At 63.9% G+C, this 15,808-nt stretch carries 14 protein-coding genes; 6 read left to right on the top strand and 8 right to left on the bottom strand.

The genetic code is table 11. The features are described 5' to 3' along the window. Position 1: 1 nt before the first annotated feature. Together ACIPZH_RS24965 and mdcA are read right to left on the bottom strand one after the other, a co-directional pair. On the bottom strand, positions 2-940 hold the full coding sequence (locus ACIPZH_RS24965) for a triphosphoribosyl-dephospho-CoA synthase (protein ID WP_400638220.1): 939 nt from the start codon (positions 938-940) through the stop codon (positions 2-4). Further along, positions 940-2,601 carry a malonate decarboxylase subunit alpha gene (gene mdcA / locus ACIPZH_RS24960; RefSeq protein WP_400638218.1) on the bottom strand — a complete coding sequence of 554 codons (1,662 nt, stop codon included), beginning with the start codon at positions 2,599-2,601 and terminating at the stop codon, positions 940-942. Before mdcA ends, ACIPZH_RS24965 begins: the two co-directional genes overlap by 1 nt. 282 nt (positions 2,602-2,883) lie before the next feature. Between mdcA and ACIPZH_RS24955 the strand changes: the two genes are divergently transcribed. Both ACIPZH_RS24955 and ACIPZH_RS24950 read left to right on the top strand, forming a co-directional pair. Next, positions 2,884-3,954 (top strand): enoyl-CoA hydratase/isomerase family protein, encoded by a 1,071-nt coding sequence (locus tag ACIPZH_RS24955; RefSeq protein ID WP_400638217.1) that lies wholly within the window; start codon positions 2,884-2,886, stop codon positions 3,952-3,954. A gap of 16 nt (positions 3,955-3,970) precedes the next feature. Then, positions 3,971-5,122, top strand: coding sequence for an acyl-CoA dehydrogenase family protein (locus ACIPZH_RS24950; RefSeq protein WP_267816353.1), 1,152 nt, complete (start codon positions 3,971-3,973; stop codon positions 5,120-5,122). 93 nt (positions 5,123-5,215) lie between these two features. Here the strand turns inward: ACIPZH_RS24950 and ACIPZH_RS24945 are convergent, their stop codons facing one another. Continuing rightward, the gene (locus ACIPZH_RS24945; RefSeq protein WP_400638215.1) at positions 5,216-6,172 is read right to left on the bottom strand and encodes an AraC family transcriptional regulator; all 957 of its coding nucleotides are present in this window, start codon (positions 6,170-6,172) and stop codon (positions 5,216-5,218) included. 310 nt (positions 6,173-6,482) lie between these two features. Between ACIPZH_RS24945 and ACIPZH_RS24940 the strand changes: the two genes are divergently transcribed. Beyond that, positions 6,483-7,367 (top strand): alpha/beta hydrolase, encoded by an 885-nt coding sequence (locus ACIPZH_RS24940; protein WP_400638213.1) that lies wholly within the window; start codon positions 6,483-6,485, stop codon positions 7,365-7,367. 6 nt (positions 7,368-7,373) lie between these two features. On the opposite strand, the gene ACIPZH_RS24935 is transcribed toward ACIPZH_RS24940, so the two are convergent. Together ACIPZH_RS24935 and hisN are read right to left on the bottom strand one after the other, a co-directional pair. After that, positions 7,374-8,105, bottom strand: a complete 732-nt coding sequence (locus ACIPZH_RS24935; protein ID WP_400626860.1) for a hypothetical protein — start codon at positions 8,103-8,105, stop codon at positions 7,374-7,376. 171 nt (positions 8,106-8,276) lie between these two features. Continuing rightward, positions 8,277-9,068 (bottom strand): histidinol-phosphatase, encoded by a 792-nt coding sequence (gene hisN, locus ACIPZH_RS24930; RefSeq protein WP_400638211.1) that lies wholly within the window; start codon positions 9,066-9,068, stop codon positions 8,277-8,279. 158 nt (positions 9,069-9,226) lie between these two features. Here hisN and ACIPZH_RS24925 point away from each other — a divergent pair, with 158 nt between their 5' ends. Together ACIPZH_RS24925 and ACIPZH_RS24920 are read left to right on the top strand one after the other, a co-directional pair. After that, positions 9,227-10,117, top strand: coding sequence for a universal stress protein (locus ACIPZH_RS24925; RefSeq protein ID WP_241803634.1), 891 nt, complete (start codon positions 9,227-9,229; stop codon positions 10,115-10,117). 201 nt (positions 10,118-10,318) lie between these two features. Beyond that, entirely contained in the window at positions 10,319-12,454 is a 2,136-nt protein-coding gene (locus ACIPZH_RS24920; protein ID WP_400638209.1) for a TonB-dependent siderophore receptor, read from the top strand. A 32-nt stretch (positions 12,455-12,486) separates the two neighbouring features. Here ACIPZH_RS24920 and ACIPZH_RS24915 read toward each other — a convergent pair whose 3' ends face one another. Together ACIPZH_RS24915 and ACIPZH_RS24910 are read right to left on the bottom strand one after the other, a co-directional pair. After that, complete coding sequence (locus ACIPZH_RS24915) at positions 12,487-13,008, bottom strand: acyloxyacyl hydrolase (RefSeq protein ID WP_400626428.1); 522 nt, start codon at positions 13,006-13,008, stop codon at positions 12,487-12,489. A gap of 172 nt (positions 13,009-13,180) precedes the next feature. Then, positions 13,181-14,047 (bottom strand): putrescine utilization regulator PtrR, encoded by an 867-nt coding sequence (locus ACIPZH_RS24910; RefSeq protein WP_012314743.1) that lies wholly within the window; start codon positions 14,045-14,047, stop codon positions 13,181-13,183. A 105-nt stretch (positions 14,048-14,152) separates the two neighbouring features. Between ACIPZH_RS24910 and ACIPZH_RS24905 the strand changes: the two genes are divergently transcribed. Beyond that, positions 14,153-15,538: an aldehyde dehydrogenase family protein gene (locus tag ACIPZH_RS24905; RefSeq protein ID WP_400638207.1), complete on the top strand. Its 1,386-nt coding sequence runs from the start codon at positions 14,153-14,155 to the stop codon at positions 15,536-15,538. A 163-nt stretch (positions 15,539-15,701) separates the two neighbouring features. Here the strand turns inward: ACIPZH_RS24905 and ACIPZH_RS24900 are convergent. Next, positions 15,702-15,808 (bottom strand): IS3 family transposase (locus tag ACIPZH_RS24900; protein WP_400638247.1); only part of this gene is annotated, 107 nt, incomplete at its 5' end.

The raw sequence follows: 15,808 nt of genomic DNA, 5'->3' as shown, positions 1-15,808 counted from the left end.
GTCACAGGCTCCCGGCTTTGTCGAGAAACAGGCAGGCGGCCAGCAGGTCGGCGGCACCGCCCGGTGAGGCGTTCAGTTGCAGCAGTTGGGTGTCCAGCAGACGCAAGTGGCGGCGGCCGTCGAGGGTGGCACTGCCACCGGCTGCGAGCACACGGCGGGCGCCCTGCTGCAGCGTTTGCAGGCCCTGCGGGCCGGCGCGCCAGAGCACGCAGGTATCACTCAGCGCGGCCATGATCGCCAGCAAGGCATCGAGGCGTGCGTGGTTTTCGCTGGCACCGTTGGCGCGGCTGCGGCGCAGTTGCGGCAGGCCGTGGCCGATGACGGCAGGAAAGCCCTGCTGCGCCTGTTCGCGGGCACCGCCGGCGCCGTAACGGCGGCGTACCTGGGTGCCGTGGCTGTCCTGGGCGGAGGCGGCTGGGTCCTCGATCAGGGCGATGCGCCCGGCACGGGCTGCGACGGTACTCGCGTCGGCCGTGGCATCCAGGGCCTGGGCGGCCACCAGCAGGCCCAGGGCCCAGATCGCGCCACGATGGGTGTTGACGCCGCAGGTGGTGGCCAGCATCGCGGCCTCCCCTTCACGGCCGATACGGCCCAGCTCGATGCGCAGCGCCGGGCCAACCTCGCCGTGGGCCTGGGCGGCGCCGGCCATTTGCCGCAAGCAAGGCCAAAGGGCAAGCGCCGAGGCATGCATCATGGCCAGCGTCATGTCGCTGTGCGCGCCGCTGCTGCGCCGGTCCACCAGGCCAGGCTTGGGTGACAGGTCGGCCTCGTCGATCAGCGCTTCCACCGCCAGGTCGGCCAGGTGGTCGGCAAGGGGAATTGCGCTTTCAGCGGCCGGCGTGATCACAGGCAAGCCGGCTGCCAAAGGGATCGGGCAGTGTTCAAGCGGGCGCGCGGCCCGGTGAAACGGAGCATAGGGTTGCAGATTGAATAGTTGCATCACCAGCTCCTGAACCGTGCAGGTGGGTTGTACAGGCCACCGGACCACTCCACCAGGTCGGCGATGCTGCGTGCCGCGAGCAGTTCGCGGTTGGCATCGGTGCGGCGGATGCCGAGGTCTTCGGGCAAGGCGACGAGGCCTTGCTGGCGCAGACGTAAAGTGTCCTTGGGGTCGTGGCGCAAGCCAATGGCGGTGACCCCGGCCACGGCGGCAATCATCTGCTGGCGCTCTTGCAGGCTGCGCGCCTTGTACAGGTAGGCGATCCCCTCTTCGGTCAGCAGGTGGGTGACGTCATCGCCGTAGATCATCACCGGTGCGAGCGGCATGCCGGCCTTCTTCGCCACGTCCACGGCGTCCAGGGTTTCGACGAAGGTCGGTTTGCCGCCTTCCTGGTAGGTTTCGACCATCTGCACCACCAGTTTGCGGCCGCGTTCGAGCAAGGTGTCGGGCACCGTCATGTCGAGCCAGGCCGCAGTGGCGTGGCGCCGGCCGCGGGGGTCATGGCCCATGTTCGGCGCGCCGCCGAAGCCGGCCAGGCGGCCCCGGGTGACGGTCGAGGAATGGCCATCACCATCGACCTGCAAGGTGGCGCCGATAAACAGGTCGACCGCGTACTGCCCCGCCAGCTGGCACATCATGCGGTTGGAGCGCAGCGAGCCATCGCGGCCGGTGAAAAACACGTCCGGGCGTTGCGCGATGTAGTCCTCCATCCCCAGTTCAGTGCCAAAGCAATGCACGCTTTCGACCCAGCCGGTCTCGATGGCCGGGATCAGCGTGGGGTGCGGGTTGAGCGTCCAGTTGCGGCAGATCTTGCCTTTGAGGCCCAGCGACTCGCCGTAGGTCGGCAAGATCAGCTCGATGGCGGCCGTGTTGAAACCAATGCCGTGGTTGAGCGACTGCACCTTGTGCTTTTCATAGATGCCACGGATGGCCATCATCGCCATCAGCACGTGCACCGGTTTTATGTGCCGCGGGTCGCGGGTGAACAGTGGCTCGATGTAGAACGGCTGGTCGGCGACCACCACGAAGTCTACCCAGGAGGCCGGAATGTCCACCCGTGGCAGGTCGTCGACGCGCTCGACCAGCTGGTTGACCTGCGCGATCACCAGGCCATCGCTGAAGGCTGCCGGCTCCACCAGGGCCGGGGTGTCCTCGGTACTGGGGCCGGTGTACAGGTTGCCGTCACGGTCGGCCATGAACCCGGCGACCAGCGTGACATTGGGGATCAGGTCGACCAGCAGGCGCGAATACAACTCGATGTAGGTATGAATGGCGCCGACTTCGAGCAGGCCGTCTTCGAGCAGTTGGCCGATGCGCAGGCTCTGGGGCCCTGCGAACGAAAAGTCGAGCTTGCGTGCGATGCCCCGTTCGAACAGGTCCAGGTGCTCGGCACGGCTGACGCTGGGCATGATCATGTGCAGGTCGTGCAGCTGCTCGGGGTTGGCCTTGGCCAGCGAACGGGAGAGGAAGTCGGCCTGCTTCTGGTTGTTGCCTTCGAGCACCACCCGGTCACCTGGAGCGATCAACAGCTCCAGTGCCTCGACGATGCGTTCGGTCGGCAGCACCACACCGTCGGCCAGGTGACGGACCCGCTCCAGGCGGCGCAGCTTCTCGGCGCGCCGCCTGGACCACTGCGGCGGTGGATTCTTCGTTATGGTCATGGGTGACTCCACGGTTCGCTGTCGTAGAGGCACAGTAGGACTGGGCGGTTGAGCGATCAATCAAGCTGGCGGCGTGATCGTTACGCTCAGGGTAATGATTGCACTTAGCTTGCCTGCGGTGCACTAGCCTGAAAGACTCAACGCCGGAGCCCTGGCAAAAACGCACGCCTCACCTGCAGATATATCCATTGTGCAGGGCAATTTTGCATGACAGGATCCATCGATCCTCCAGCGCACTCCAGACTTCACTTGGAAAATCAATAACAAAGCAGGGAGAACGCGATGACCGCGCACGCTCATACCTCGGCAACGGCCCATGTTCTGGCCGAGGTCCGCAACCAGATAGGCCACCTCACCCTCAACCGCCCCAGTGGCCTCAATGCCCTGACCCTCGACATGGTGCGCAGCCTGCGCCAGCACTTGGACCGCTGGGCCGATGACCCGCACGTGCAAGCCGTGGTGCTGCGCGGCGAAGGCCCCAAAGGCTTTTGCGCCGGCGGCGACATCCGCTCGCTGCATGACAGCTACAAGGCCGGCGACACGCTGCACGAAGACTTCTTCGTCGAGGAATACGCCCTGGACCTGGTGATCCACCGCTACCGCAAACCGGTACTGGTGCTGATGGACGGCTTCACCCTCGGTGGCGGCATGGGCCTGGCACAGGGCTGCGACCTGCGTATCGTCACCGAGCGCAGCCGGCTGGGGATGCCCGAGGTCGGCATCGGCTATTTCCCGGACGTTGGCGGCAGCTACTTCCTCTCACGCATCCTGGGCGAGCTGGGCACCTATCTGGGCGTCAGTGGCGCGCAGATCCAGGCGGCGGACGCGCTGTATTGCGGGCTGGCCGACTGGTACCTGCCAAGCGAAAAACTTGCTGAACTCGATGAAGGCCTCGACCGCCTGGACCTCGGCGCCCATCCGCTCAAGGCCCTGCAGGGGCTGCTGGCCAGGCTGGGCAAGCAGGTGCTGGACGACGCACCACTGGAAAGCCTGCGCCCGGTCATCGACCACTACTTCGCTCAGCCTGATGTGGCAGCGATCATCGAGCAATTGCGGGCAGTGAGCATCGGCGACAGCCACCAATGGGCACTGGCCACTGCCGACCAGCTGGAAAGCCGCTCGCCACTGGCCATGGCGGTTACCCTGGAGATGCTGCGCCGCGGCCGTCATCTGCCGCTGGAAGCCTGCTTCGCCATGGAGCTGCACCTGGACCGCCAATGGTTCCGCCACGGCGACATCATCGAAGGCGTGCGCGCCCTGATCATCGACAAGGACAAACAGCCACGCTGGAACCCGCCGACCCTGGCGGGGCTGCAACGCCAGCGCGTCGACCAATTCTTCGAAGGCCTGTGAGCCGGGGAGTACTCAGATGCAAGACGTAGAACTGAGCGAAGAGCAGATCATGATCCGCGACATGGCCCGGGACTTCGCCCGCGGCGAAATCGCCCCGCATGCCCAGGCCTGGGAAAAGGCCGGCTGGATCGATGACGGCGTGGTGCGCAAGATGGGTGAACTGGGGCTCCTGGGCATGGTGGTGCCGGAAGACTTCGGGGGCAGCTACACCGACTACGTGGCCTACGCCCTGGCCGTGGAGGAAATTTCCGCAGGCTGCGGCGCCACCGGGGCGATGATGAGCATCCACAATTCGGTGGGCTGCGGCCCGCTGCTGGCCTACGGCACACCCGAGCAGCAGCAAGCCTGGCTGCCGCGCCTGGCCAGCGGCGAAGTGATCGGCTGCTTCTGCCTGACCGAGCCGCAGGCCGGCTCTGAAGCGCACAACCTGCGCACCCGCGCCGAATTGATCGACGGCCAATGGGTGATCAATGGCGCCAAGCAGTTCGTCAGCAACGCCCGCCGCGCGGGCCTGGCCATCGTCTTTGCCGTGACTGACCCAGCGCTTGGCAAGAAAGGCCTTTCGGCATTCCTGGTACCCACCGACAACCCGGGGTTCAAGGTCGACCGCAGCGAGCACAAGATGGGTATCCGCGCCTCCGACACCTGCGCCGTCACCTTCGACCATTGCCGCATCCCCGCCGCCAACCTGTTGGGTGAGCGTGGCAAGGGCCTGGCCATTGCCTTGTCCAACCTTGAAGGCGGGCGTATCGGCATCGCGGCCCAGGCCTTGGGTATCGCCCGCGCCGCGTTCGAGGCGGCGCTGGCCTATTCCCGCGACCGGGTGCAGTTCGGCAAGCCGATCAACGAGCACCAGAGCATCGCCAACCTGCTGGCCGACATGCAGGTGCAGGTCAATGCCGCACGCTTGCTGATCCTGCATGCCGCACGCCTGCGCAGCGCGGGCAAACCCTGCCTGTCGGAGGCGTCGCAGGCCAAGCTGTTCGCATCGGAGATGGCAGAGCGGGTGTGTTCGATGGCGATCCAGGTGCATGGCGGCTATGGCTACCTGGAAGACTACCCGGTCGAGCGCTATTACCGTGACGCGCGCATCACGCAGATCTATGAAGGGTCGAGCGAGATCCAGCGGATGTTGATTGCCAGGGAGTTGAAGCACTATCCGTTGTGATGGTTCTCACCGGGCCCCAGGTCAAGCCCTGCCCGCCAGGCCGGCAGGGCTTTATTCGAAGTGGCTGGCTTGCCAGCGATTGCCCCCGTCAACTCAGCGCCGTTGCTTGAAGGTCTGCGAAGGCAGCTGCCCAAAACGCTCACGGTAGGTGTCGGCAAACCGCCCCAGGTGCAGGAAGCCGTAATCCATCGCCAGTTCCGTCACACTGCGCACCGCGCAACTGCTATCGCTCAGGCACGCATGCACCCGCTCCAGTTTACGTTGCCGTACGTACTGTTTGGGCGTGGTGCCCAGGTGGCGATCGAACAACGCATAAAGTGAGCGCACACTCATGCAGGCCTGTTCGGCCAGGGTCTCGGCTGCCAGCTCCAGTTTGAGGTTGCGCTCGATGTAGTCGAGGATCCGCTCCAGGCTGGCCCCCGGCGTGCCCAGGCTTTCCCGGCGGATGTTGGTGCTCATCAGCGTCAACAGCTTGCTGGCGACGATCTGGCTGTAGTGGCCCTGCACCCGCGGCAGCGCATCACTCACCTCGGCCTCATGGCAGACCATGGCCAGCAGGTTGACGAAACCGTCCAGCTCTTCGAGCCGGTAGTGGTTGCGCAAAAAACGCACCCCGCCCGCAGGCCGCTGCCAGCGCTGCTCCTCGCAGATCGAGTCGAGCATGTGCGTCGGTACCTTGAGGATGAACTTCTCGCAGTCTTCGGAATAGGTAAGGTCCACCGGGTCGTCGGGGTTGATCAGCAGCAGTTCGCCTGGCACCAGGTGATGTTCGCGCTGTGGCCCGCGCCACAGGCAGTTGCCATGGAGCAGCACCTGCAGGTGATAAATGGTTTCCAGGGCCGGTGACGTGACCCGCACGCTGCCCCCGTAGCTGATACGGCAGAGGTCGAGTTCGGCGAACTTGCGGTGGCTGAGGCTGGCCTGCGGGTGGGTGCTGCGCGACAGGCCGATGCAGTGCTGGCCGACGTGGCGGTTGACGTAATCGGACACCGCATAGGGGTCGGCGTGATGGAACACGCTACTGCGCTCGCTCAGCAGGCGGCTTTCCATAGGCAAGGCACTCGGTATCGTTATTGTTCTGGGCGCCGCGTCCTACTGGCCCGGGGCCTGTGGTTGCGGTCAACGGTCATTCTACCGGGCCGGGGTCGGATTTCAGGGGGCAGCTGACCGCCGGTGGCTTGATGACACACTAAGCAAATGAGCGGAGCTGGGCAATGCGATGTTCAGATTGGGTGGGCGGCTATCGGATAGGCGAAAGCAGCGTTTGGGCGGTTATCGCACGAAACAGTTTGCAACCAAGCTGCACGTCCACCCGGTAACTTTTCCGACATCCTAACCTGCGTATCTGTTAAAAAACCGCATGTCCATTTCCTTACGCACCCACCTGCGCCGTCGCTGGTTCACCTGGCTGTGCGCCACCTTCCTGGTTGTCGGCCTGCCAGCCGGCTGCGCCGTGCTGCAGCACAAGGAACGTGAACTGGTGTTCCGCATCGAGCCGGGCCAAGCAAGCTGGTTCCGTGGCCTGCCCAGTGGCGTGCAGGAACTGGACCTGCGCCCGCGCAGCTTCGCCGCCAACCAGAGCCTGCACGCCTGGTGGTGGCCGGCCCGCCGCGCCGATGCGCCGGCCATCCTCTACCTGCACGGCGTACGCTGGAACCTCACCGGCCAGCTGTTTCGCATCGAACAGCTGCATGCCATGGGGTATTCGGTGCTGGCCGTGGATTACCGAGGTTTCGGCCAAAGCCGCGGCGGCCTGCCGTCCGAGGCGACCGTCTATGAAGACGCACGCATTGCCTGGGAGCGTTTTGCCCAGCTGCAACCGGATGCGGGCAAACGCCTGATCTTTGGCCATTCGCTGGGCGGCGCGGTAGCGGTGGAGCTGGCTGCCGACCTGACGCGCCAGGCGCAGAAAGAAGGCGGGGCAGTGCCCGCACGGGGGCTGATCCTGGAGTCGACCTTCACGTCACTGGGCGATGTCGCCGCTGCCGTGGCCGATACCACCCTGCCGGTGCGTTGGCTGCTGTCGCAGAAATTCGATTCGCTGGACAAGATCAAGGACGTCGGCCTGCCGCTGCTGCTGGTGCACGGCCTGGACGACCGTTTCGTGCCGCCGCGTTTCAGCCAGCAGTTGTTCGAGGCAGCGCAGCAGCCCAAGACCTTGTTGCTGGTACCGGGGGCCAGCCACAACAACAGCATGAGCCGCGCCGGCCAGCGCTATCGAAATGCGATTCAGGCGTTGCTGTGACGGCGTTCACTGCACCGGCAGGAAGTTCATCAGCAGCAGGCTTTGCGCGTAGTTGAGCCCGATCCGCCGGTAGCGCTCGTCCAACATTTGCGCCAGCAAATCCAGGCGCGCCACGATCTTGCCGAACTCCACCGCGAAACTCAGGTTGCTGCCCTCCTCCGAGATCTCGTTGGAAAACAACAGCAATACCCCATTGGCATCCTGGCGCTGGCTGAGCATCCAGGTAGCCTTTTCGATGTTGCGAGCGGCGTTGTTGACGAACAAAGGGTCGATGGTATCCGTCATGAAGAACTCCGTTCGCCCGCCGTGCGCGGTAATCAGCATGCTGCCGATGGCGTAGATGAACGCCCCGACACGATCGCCGCGAAACTCCGGGCTAAGGGCGTAACTCAAGGCAGCCAGGTCACGACGGTTGCCCAACTGCGCCAAGGGTTGCCGCTGTTCGATGGCGATGCGGATCTGCCGTTCTGCAGTTGTGGCATCGAGATAACCGGACATTTTCCACTGGCTGGGGTTGCGCAGGTACAGCTTGTTCATCAGCAGGAACAGGCTTTGCAGGTTGTCGCGCATGGCCAGCGTCGCCATGCGGTCGACACTGGTCTGGAACAGCTCGCTGGGTTTGCCATTGCCGAACTGGCTGACGATGTCCTGGCCTTGCTGCTGGGTGCAGGCGCCCAGGCAGGCCAGCGCGCCTGCCAGCAGCAGGCGTGGGAAGATTACGGGTTTGCTTGCAACCATCGGCACCGGGTCGAAATCGGCGGCCGCGCCGGGGATCGGCGCGGCCTGGCCAAGCATAGAGCCCGTAAAGCGGAAAAAGTGCGATGGTGGGGTGACCGAACGTCAGTGCGCCTGCTCGCCCGTTTGCTCACGCCTGCGTGGCGGGTGGCCATGAACCCTTGCCAGCAAGGCTCACATGGCGTGGCGCAGCATCTGCACCATTTGGGCGTGCAGTACCGGGTCACCGCAGGCCACCACACAGCCGCCGTGCTGCGCCGAACTGCCATCCCAAGCGGTGATCACCCCGCCCGCCCCTTCGATGATCGGCATCAGCGCCTGCACGTCATACGGTTGCAGGCTCGCTTCGACGATCACATCGACAAACCCCGAGGCCAGCATGCAGTAGGCATAGCAATCGCCGCCGTAGCGCATCAGCCGCGCCTGGTCAGCCACGGCCTGGAACGCAGCCTTGCGCGCCGGCGTGTCGAACATGTCTGGCGTTGTGCACATCAAGGTTGCCGCGGCAAGGTCTGTGCAGGTGCGGGTCTTCAATGGCGTGCCGCTACGCCACGAGCCATCAGCGGTGCCGACGAAACGCTCCCCGGTGAAAGGTTGGTTCATCACCCCCAGCACCGGGCGGCTGCCATCGTTCAGGGCGATCAGCGTCCCCCACAGTGGCAGGCCGGTGATGAAGGCGCGGGTGCCATCGATGGGGTCGAGCACCCAGGTCAAGGGGCTGCTGCCGATTGCCACACCCTGCTCTTCGCCAAGAATGCCGTGTTCCGGGTAACGCGCCTGGATCAGCGCACGCATGGCATCTTCGGCCGCCTTGTCGGCCACCGTCACCGGGTCGTACAGGCGCCCGCCCTTGTCCTCGACGTCCAGGCTGGCTCGAAAGTACGGCTGGATCGCGGCAGCAGCGGCATCGGCCAACTGCTCGGCGAAGGCGCGGAATTCGCCGGTCTGTTCAGCACTCAGGGACATGGCACGGGCCTCGTGAAAATGATGGGGTGGCATCATACCCGACAAACACTGTGCCGGTAGACGCCTTGGCATTCGCGGGCAAGCCCGCTCCCGCCTAGACTGAACAGACCAGATCGACAGGCATGAACCGGGGGGCTGCCCACACGTGGAGGTGTGCGATGAGCCAGTTCAAGCGTTTGTTAGTGATGCTCGGCCCGCAGATGCGTTATACGCCCGCGCTGCAGCGCGCGGCGGCATTGGCTGAATCCAGTGATGCCCTGCTGGATATCAATGTCTTCGTCGACGATGTCGACACCTTTGGCCTGATGAGCGACGGCCGTGAACGCGAGCGACTGCTTGCCGACAACCGCCAATGGCTGGCCGACGCCACCGAGCAATTGCGCGATGCCGGCTTGGATGTGTCCACCGAGCTGCTGCTCACCCGCGACCCTTTGGGCAGCGTGATCGAGCGCATCGAGCAGCTGGGCTGTGACCTGCTGATCAAGGATGTACAGCACGAACCGGTGCTCAAGCGCCTGCTGGTCACACCGCTGGACTGGCAACTGCTCAAGGACAGCCCGGTGGCCGTGCACCTGGTCAGCGACATTCGCCTGCCGCTGCCCCGGCAAATCGCCGTCGCCGTCGACCTCAACAGCCACGGTGCCGGCGAACACCTGGACGAGCAGGTGATCCACTGCGCCCACGCCCTGGCGCTGCAGTGCAACGCCGAGATGCACCTGCTGCATGTGTGCGATGCGGCCAGAACCCACCTCGCCGACTTCGGCGCCGGCACGGTGACCATGCCTGGCTTCGAGGGCAACGTGCGCACCGCGCAACGGGCAGCGTTCAACCGCCTCGGCGACCATCACCAGATCCCGCTGGAACGCCGGCACTTTCTGGAAGGTGCGGCGGTTCGGGCGATTGCCCAGTTCGTCAGCCACAGCCGGGTCGATGTGATCGTGATGGGCAACCACCGGCATGACGCCCTGCAGGCGTTCCTGGGCGGGACCACGGCGCATGTGCTGGAGCATCCGCTGTGCAATGTGCTGGCGGTCAAAGGCGTGCGTTGACGCATCGGCTGAGATTTTTGCAGTGGTCAGATCGAGCGCCGGCTGCGCTGCGCTCGATCTGACAGCGGAAATCGAATGCACGAGCGGCACGCAACTGGCACTCCCGCTCCATTTAAAAACAATGCATTTGATAATGATTCGTAGTACCTTTGCGCCGCTTAATTCCTCTTCCTCGCGCCCTAGTTCAGGATCGTACCGTCGATGCGTCGCACGTTCGTTTCGCTTTGTGTACTACATGCTGTCTCCCCGTTGGCTTTCGCCGAGCCCGAATCACTCGGTGACCCCGCCCAGATCGAACTTCAGGCCCTGAACATCAGCGGTATCGCCGACAGTGAACGCGCCGATGGGCCGGTAGACGGCTACAAAGCCAATCGTTCGGCCAGCGCCACGCGTACAGACACCGTGCTGCACGAAATACCGCAGTCGATCAGCGTCGTGCCCAAGGGGGTACTCGAAGACACCGGCGCCACGCGGCTGCAGGACGGCCTGGACTACGCCGGCGGCGTGGGTCGCGCTAATAACTTTGGCGGCCAGGGCCTGACCACGTTCACGGTACGCGGTTTCACCACGGGCGAGTTCTACCGCAATGGCTTCCCGATCAACCGTGGCTACCCGAATGCCCCCGATGCCAACAGTGTCGAACGGCTGGAAGTGATCCGCGGCCCGGCCACCAGCCTGTATGGCCGTGGCGATCCAGGCGGGACCTTCAACGTGGTCAGCAAGCAGCCACTGGCCGAACCCAAGGTGACCCTGGGCAGCCAGCTCGACGATCAAGGCATGCACCGGGCAACGCTCGATGCCACTGGGCCGCTCAACGCAGATGGCTCGCTCGCCTACCGCCTGAACGTGCTGGGCGAAGGGGGTGACAGCTTCCGCGATGATGTCGAAAGTGAACGCTACGACATTGCGCCCGTGCTCAGCTGGCAGGTGAACGACGCCACGAAGATCGTCTTCGAGGGCGACTTCATGCGCAACAATCACCCGCTCGACCGCGGCCTCACCCGCCTGCCCGGCCAGCGCGGCAGCGCCTCGCGTGACACCAATATCTGGGAAAAAGGCAGCGACAACCTGCTGCACAACGACAACAACATGGCGCAGTTGCGCTTCGAGCACGCGCTCAGCGATGACTGGACCTTGGGCGGCGGCATGCAGTGGCTGGATGGCTCACTCAAGGGCAACGCCGTGGAGGCCAATGCGTTGCAGGCCGATGGCCGCACCCTGGGGCGCAACTTCAACTACCGCAAGCTCGAATGGACCGACCGTGACTACCAGCTCAACCTGACCGGCCACTTCGACACGGGTGGTTTTGCCCACACCCTGCTGACCGGTATCGAATACGAAGATTACGACTACAGCTCGATCATTCAACGCTCGGCCGCCGGTGCCGACGCCTATCCGGTCGATATCTTCGACCCGGTGCTGGGCCAGCCCCGCCCTGCCCTGACCCGCACGACTACCCACGACAAGGAAAACCTCAAGACTTGGGCGGCCTTCATTCAGGACCAGGTCGCCCTGACCGAGCGCCTGAAAGCCCTCGCCGGGGTGCGTTTCGAGCGCTACGAGCATGATTACGACAACAAGCTGAACAACGCTGGCGACTTCAGTAAGGGTGAAAACGGCGTCACCCCCCGTTTCGGCCTGCTGTATGACCTCACCGACACGCTTGCCGTTTACGCCAATACCGCGCGCTCGTTCAAGCCCAACAGTGGCGCCAGCCTGCAAGGCAGTGGTTTCGACCCTGAGAAAGGCAAGTCGTATGAGCTGGGTATGAAGTGGGAAGCGCCGGATCGCCCGCTAAGCATCGACGCGGCCGTCTACCACATCGTCAAGGAAAACGTGCTGACCCGCGACCCCAACGACCCGTCCGGCACCTACAGCATCGCCGCCGGTGAGGTGCGCAGCCGCGGGCTGGACATCAACATTGCCGGCAACCTCACCCCCGAGTGGCGTGTGATCGGTGGCTATGCCTACGTCGACGCCGAGGTGACCCAGGACAACACCGTACCCAGCGGTACGCGCCTGGCCAACATCCCGCGCAACAGCTTCAGCCTGCTGAACACCTACGAGTTTCAGGACGGCCTGGCCAAGGGCCTGGGGCTGGGGGTCGGGGTGAAGTACATCGATGAGCGTGCCGGGCAGACCGCCGCCACGACCTACACCATGGCGAGCTACAGCGTGGTGGACCTGCACAGCTTCTACAAGGTCAACGAGCATGTGCGGCTGAACCTGGATGTGAACAACGTGTTCAACAAAGGCTACGACGAGGGGGCGTTCAACACTTACGTGTACCCAGGTGCACCGCGTACGGTGCAAGCCGGGGTATCGTACACCTTCTGAAATGGCCGGGGCCGCTGGCACGGCCCGCAGTCTCAGAACGCCTTGCTGTAGAACAGCGAGTAGGATTCGATGCCGTCGTTGGGCTGTTTGATACCGGCGTTGGAGTAGTGAATGGCACGTATGCCGACTTTCTGCTCGCCCGGCAGCTTCAGGCCGAAGCCGATGCGGTCCTCGAAGTTGACCGAGGAACCCAGGCGTTGATCACCGACATCAGTCTTGGAAAATGCTGCCAGGCCGATACCTGCCTCGACATACGGGGTGTAGGTGAAGCCACTGAATTCGTAGGTGAACACCGGGCTGAACGACAGCGAGTGGGCACCGCTGGCCTCACCACCTTCCCAGTAGGTGTAGGCCGCGTCCCAGTAACCGGACACGAAGCCGGTGCTGCTTTGCAGCCATTTCTTGTCCCAGTCGAAGGCCAGGCCGATACGGTAGGTCATGTCGCCCTGGCTGGTGGCGCCCACGGCGCCAGACACCTGCGCGGCCTGGGCCAGATTGGCCCCGGAAAAAGCCAATGCGGCGGCCGCCAGCATAGTGGCGAAACGGGTTTTCATCGATGACATCTCCTGATGGTCAACACGGGCAAGCGGGGGCTTCTCGCCCCTCGATTTTTACGGTGACCGGTGCATCCAACCGGTCACACGAGGTAATACTTTTCTGATTATCGTCCAAGTAATCAGGAAGTTGGAAGTAAATTGCCACTAATGGCTAATATGCAGCGCCGTCTCAGCCAGCGCGCCGCTCCTCGAGCAGCTTGACGAACATGCTCAAGCTGCGCGAGACGGTACCCCGGCGCCACACCAGCCAGGTCTTGAGGTAGCGGAAATCCTCCGACATCGGCCAGGCGCAGACCGTGCTGCAACCCGGCATGTTGTCGAGCATGCTGCGCGGCAACATGGCCAGGCCGGCACCGGCGCTGACACAGGCGAGCATGCCGTGGTAGGACTCCATCTCGTGGATCTTGCCCGGTACCGCCTGGTCCTGGACGAACCAGTTCTCGAAATGATGGCGGTACGAGCAGTTGGCACGGAAGGCATAGATACTCGCACCGTTGACATCCTGCGCTCGGGTTACCGGCGCGTGGTTGAGTGGCGAGATGATCACCATCTCTTCCTCGAATACCGGCATGCCTTCAAGCGTGGGGTGCAGCAACGGGCCATCGACGAATGCGGCCACCAGGCGTCCGGACAGCACGCCTTCAAGCATGGTCCCCGACGGCCCGGTGGAGAGGTCCAGATCGACTTTCGGGTAGCGCTGGTTATAGGCGGCCAGCAATGCCGGTATGCGCACCGCTGCGGTGCTCTCCAGCGAGCCCAGGGCGAAGGTGCCTTGCGGGTCTTCGCCCGCCACCGTCAACCGGGCCTCGTGCACCAGGTCGAGGATGCGCCGGGTGTACTCGAGGAAGTTCCAGCCAGCCGGCGACAGGCGCAGCCGGCTTTTTTCCCGGATGAACAGCTCGACACCCAGGTCTTCCTCCAACTGCTTGATACGCGTGGTCAGGTTGGACGGCACCCGATGAATGTGCTGGGCGGCGGCGCTGATGCTGCCCTGCTCGGCCACGGCCTTGAAGATCTCCAGTTGCACCAGGTCCACAGTCATTCTCCAAACGTGAATGTTTCGCTCATTATTATTCAGTTTTCATTAAAGCCCTAGCCCACTAGTCTGGCTTCACCCATGAACAACAATGAGTGTCCAGCCATGAGCGAGATCAGCAGCCTGACCCACGCCATCTCCATCGACCCGCACAGCGGCGAGCAGATCGGCACCTACCCTTTCGACACCGACGCCGCACTGGAAGCGGCGCTGCAACGTGCCAAGGCTGGTTACCGCCAGTGGCGCCAGGTGTCGCTGGGTCAGCGCAGCGAGTACCTGCTTGCCCTGGCCGACACCCTTGAGGCCAAAGCCGAAACCTTCGCGCAGATGATCAGCCGCGAAATCGGCAAGCCGATCAGCCAGTCCCGGGGTGAAGTGAGCAAGTGCGTCGGCCTGTGCCGGTGGTATGCCGAGCACGGCCCGGCGATGCTTGCGGCTGAGCCGACCCAGGTGGAAAAAGCGCGTATCGAATACCGCCCGCTGGGCCCGATCCTGGCGGTGATGCCGTGGAACTTCCCGATCTGGCAGGTGCTGCGTGGCGCCGTACCGGCGATCCTGGCCGGCAACACTTACGTGCTCAAGCATGCGCCGAACGTCATGGGCAGTGCCTACCTGCTGGGCGAGCTGTTCAAAGATGCTGGCTTGCCCGAAGGCGTGTTCGAGGTGCTCAACGTGACCCCGGCCGGTGTCACCCGCGCCATCAACGACCCGCGCATCGCTGCGGTGACGTTGACCGGCAGCGTGCGTGCCGGCATGGCCATCGGCGCCCAGGCCGGTGCTGCGCTGAAGAAGTGCGTGCTCGAGCTCGGTGGCTCGGACCCGTTCATTGTGCTGGCCGACGCTGACCTGGACGCTGCGGTTAAAGCCGCCGTGGTCGGCCGTTACCAGAACACCGGGCAGGTGTGCGCCGCAGCCAAGCGCCTGATCGTGGAAGAGCGCATCGTCGAGGCATTCACCCGCAAGTTCGTCGAGGCAACGCGCCAGTTGAAGGTCGGTAACCCGCTGGAAGATGACACCTACATCGGCCCGATGGCACGCTACGACCTGCGCGACGAGCTCGATGACCAGGTCCAGGCGACCCTCGCCGAAGGCGCCACCCTGCTGTTGGGCGGCAACAAGGTCGAAGGGGTGGGCAACTTCTATGCTCCGACCGTGTTCGCCGACGTCACCCCGGCCATGACCGCGTTCAAGCAGGAGCTGTTCGGCCCGGTGGCCGCGATCATCACTGCCCGCGATGCCGAACATGCAGTGGAGCTGGCCAACGACAGCGAATTCGGCCTGGCATCGACCATCTACACCGCAGACTATGCCCTGGCCGAGCGCATGACGGCAGCGTTGGACACCGGTGGGGTGTTCATCAATGGTTACTGCGCTTCTGACCCCCGCGTGGCTTTCGGTGGGGTGAAGAAGAGTGGTTTCGGCCGTGAGTTGTCGCATTTCGGCGTGCGCGAGTTCACCAACGCCCAAACCGTGTGGCTGGACCGCAACTGATGTGCTGAACCGGGGCTGCTTTGCAGCCCAATCGCCGGCAAGCCGGCTCCCACTGGAGACCGCGTAGTTCTTCAGGCCTGCGCTTTACCTGTGGAAGCAACGGTCTTACCCATTTCTAAAACTCGGCGCAATCCATGGACTGCCCCCCAAAAGTTGGACAGCTTTAAGCTGCAGGCCGAGTCCTGTACTCCACAGGGCTCAGGCCATTGAGCCTGAGCTTGATGCGATCATGGTTGTAGTAGTGAATGTACTCATCCAGACCCGCTCTCA

The sequence above is a fragment of the Pseudomonas sp. NPDC089758 genome (assembly GCF_044748705.1).
GTDB classification, from domain to species: Bacteria; Pseudomonadota; Gammaproteobacteria; order Pseudomonadales; family Pseudomonadaceae; genus Aquipseudomonas; species Aquipseudomonas putida_X.
The sequence above is the reverse complement of the archived record's forward strand: the minus strand, read 5'-3'. Positions and strand labels throughout refer to the sequence as shown.

Excerpts from the sequence above, each read along its gene's own strand:
- ACIPZH_RS24925 (WP_241803634.1), top strand. The coding sequence starts at position 9,227 with ATGAGCCAGTTCAAGCGTTTGTTAGTGATGCTCGGCCCGCAGATGCGT.
- ACIPZH_RS24945 (WP_400638215.1), bottom strand. The coding sequence starts at position 6,172 with ATGGAAAGCCGCCTGCTGAGCGAGCGCAGTAGCGTGTTCCATCACGCC.
- ACIPZH_RS24935 (WP_400626860.1), bottom strand. The coding sequence starts at position 8,105 with ATGGTTGCAAGCAAACCCGTAATCTTCCCACGCCTGCTGCTGGCAGGC.
- mdcA (WP_400638218.1), bottom strand. The coding sequence starts at position 2,601 with ATGACCATAACGAAGAATCCACCGCCGCAGTGGTCCAGGCGGCGCGCC.
- hisN (WP_400638211.1), bottom strand. The coding sequence starts at position 9,068 with ATGTCCCTGAGTGCTGAACAGACCGGCGAATTCCGCGCCTTCGCCGAG.
- ACIPZH_RS24920 (WP_400638209.1), top strand. The coding sequence starts at position 10,319 with ATGCGTCGCACGTTCGTTTCGCTTTGTGTACTACATGCTGTCTCCCCG.
- ACIPZH_RS24965 (WP_400638220.1), bottom strand. The coding sequence starts at position 940 with ATGCAACTATTCAATCTGCAACCCTATGCTCCGTTTCACCGGGCCGCG.
- ACIPZH_RS24950 (WP_267816353.1), top strand. The coding sequence starts at position 3,971 with ATGCAAGACGTAGAACTGAGCGAAGAGCAGATCATGATCCGCGACATG.
- ACIPZH_RS24915 (WP_400626428.1), bottom strand. The coding sequence starts at position 13,008 with ATGAAAACCCGTTTCGCCACTATGCTGGCGGCCGCCGCATTGGCTTTT.
- ACIPZH_RS24940 (WP_400638213.1), top strand. The coding sequence starts at position 6,483 with ATGTCCATTTCCTTACGCACCCACCTGCGCCGTCGCTGGTTCACCTGG.
- ACIPZH_RS24905 (WP_400638207.1), top strand. The coding sequence starts at position 14,153 with ATGAGCGAGATCAGCAGCCTGACCCACGCCATCTCCATCGACCCGCAC.
- ACIPZH_RS24955 (WP_400638217.1), top strand. The coding sequence starts at position 2,884 with ATGACCGCGCACGCTCATACCTCGGCAACGGCCCATGTTCTGGCCGAG.